Source organism: Parachlamydia acanthamoebae, assembly GCF_000875975.1.
Classification (GTDB): Bacteria; Chlamydiota; Chlamydiia; order Chlamydiales; family Parachlamydiaceae; genus Parachlamydia; species Parachlamydia acanthamoebae.
The window spans coordinates 1-207 of sequence record NZ_BAWW01000023.1 but is presented as its reverse complement, the minus strand read 5'-3'; the positions used below and the strand labels follow the sequence as shown (position 1 = coordinate 207).

Here is a 207-nt window from a genome sequence, read left to right as displayed (position 1 = left end):
AGTTCACAAGTGCGATTTTGCCACCTTATTTGAGAAGGACACAAAGTATAGATGCGGTTATTCCTGCTTTGTATCTTAAAGGAATATCCACCCTGGATTTTCCGAAAGCTCTAGAGGCAATTTTGGGAGAAAATGCTAAAGGACTATCACCCACAAATATCGTTAGATTGAAAGATTCATGGACAACAGAATATCAAAATTGGCTCA

Annotated in this window: 1 protein-coding gene; it reads left to right on the top strand. The window is 38.2% G+C overall.

The genetic code is table 11. From position 1 onward, the window contains the following. On the top strand, nt 1-207 hold a 207-nt coding region (locus AOM43_RS06210), incomplete at both ends, for a transposase (RefSeq protein WP_193374856.1).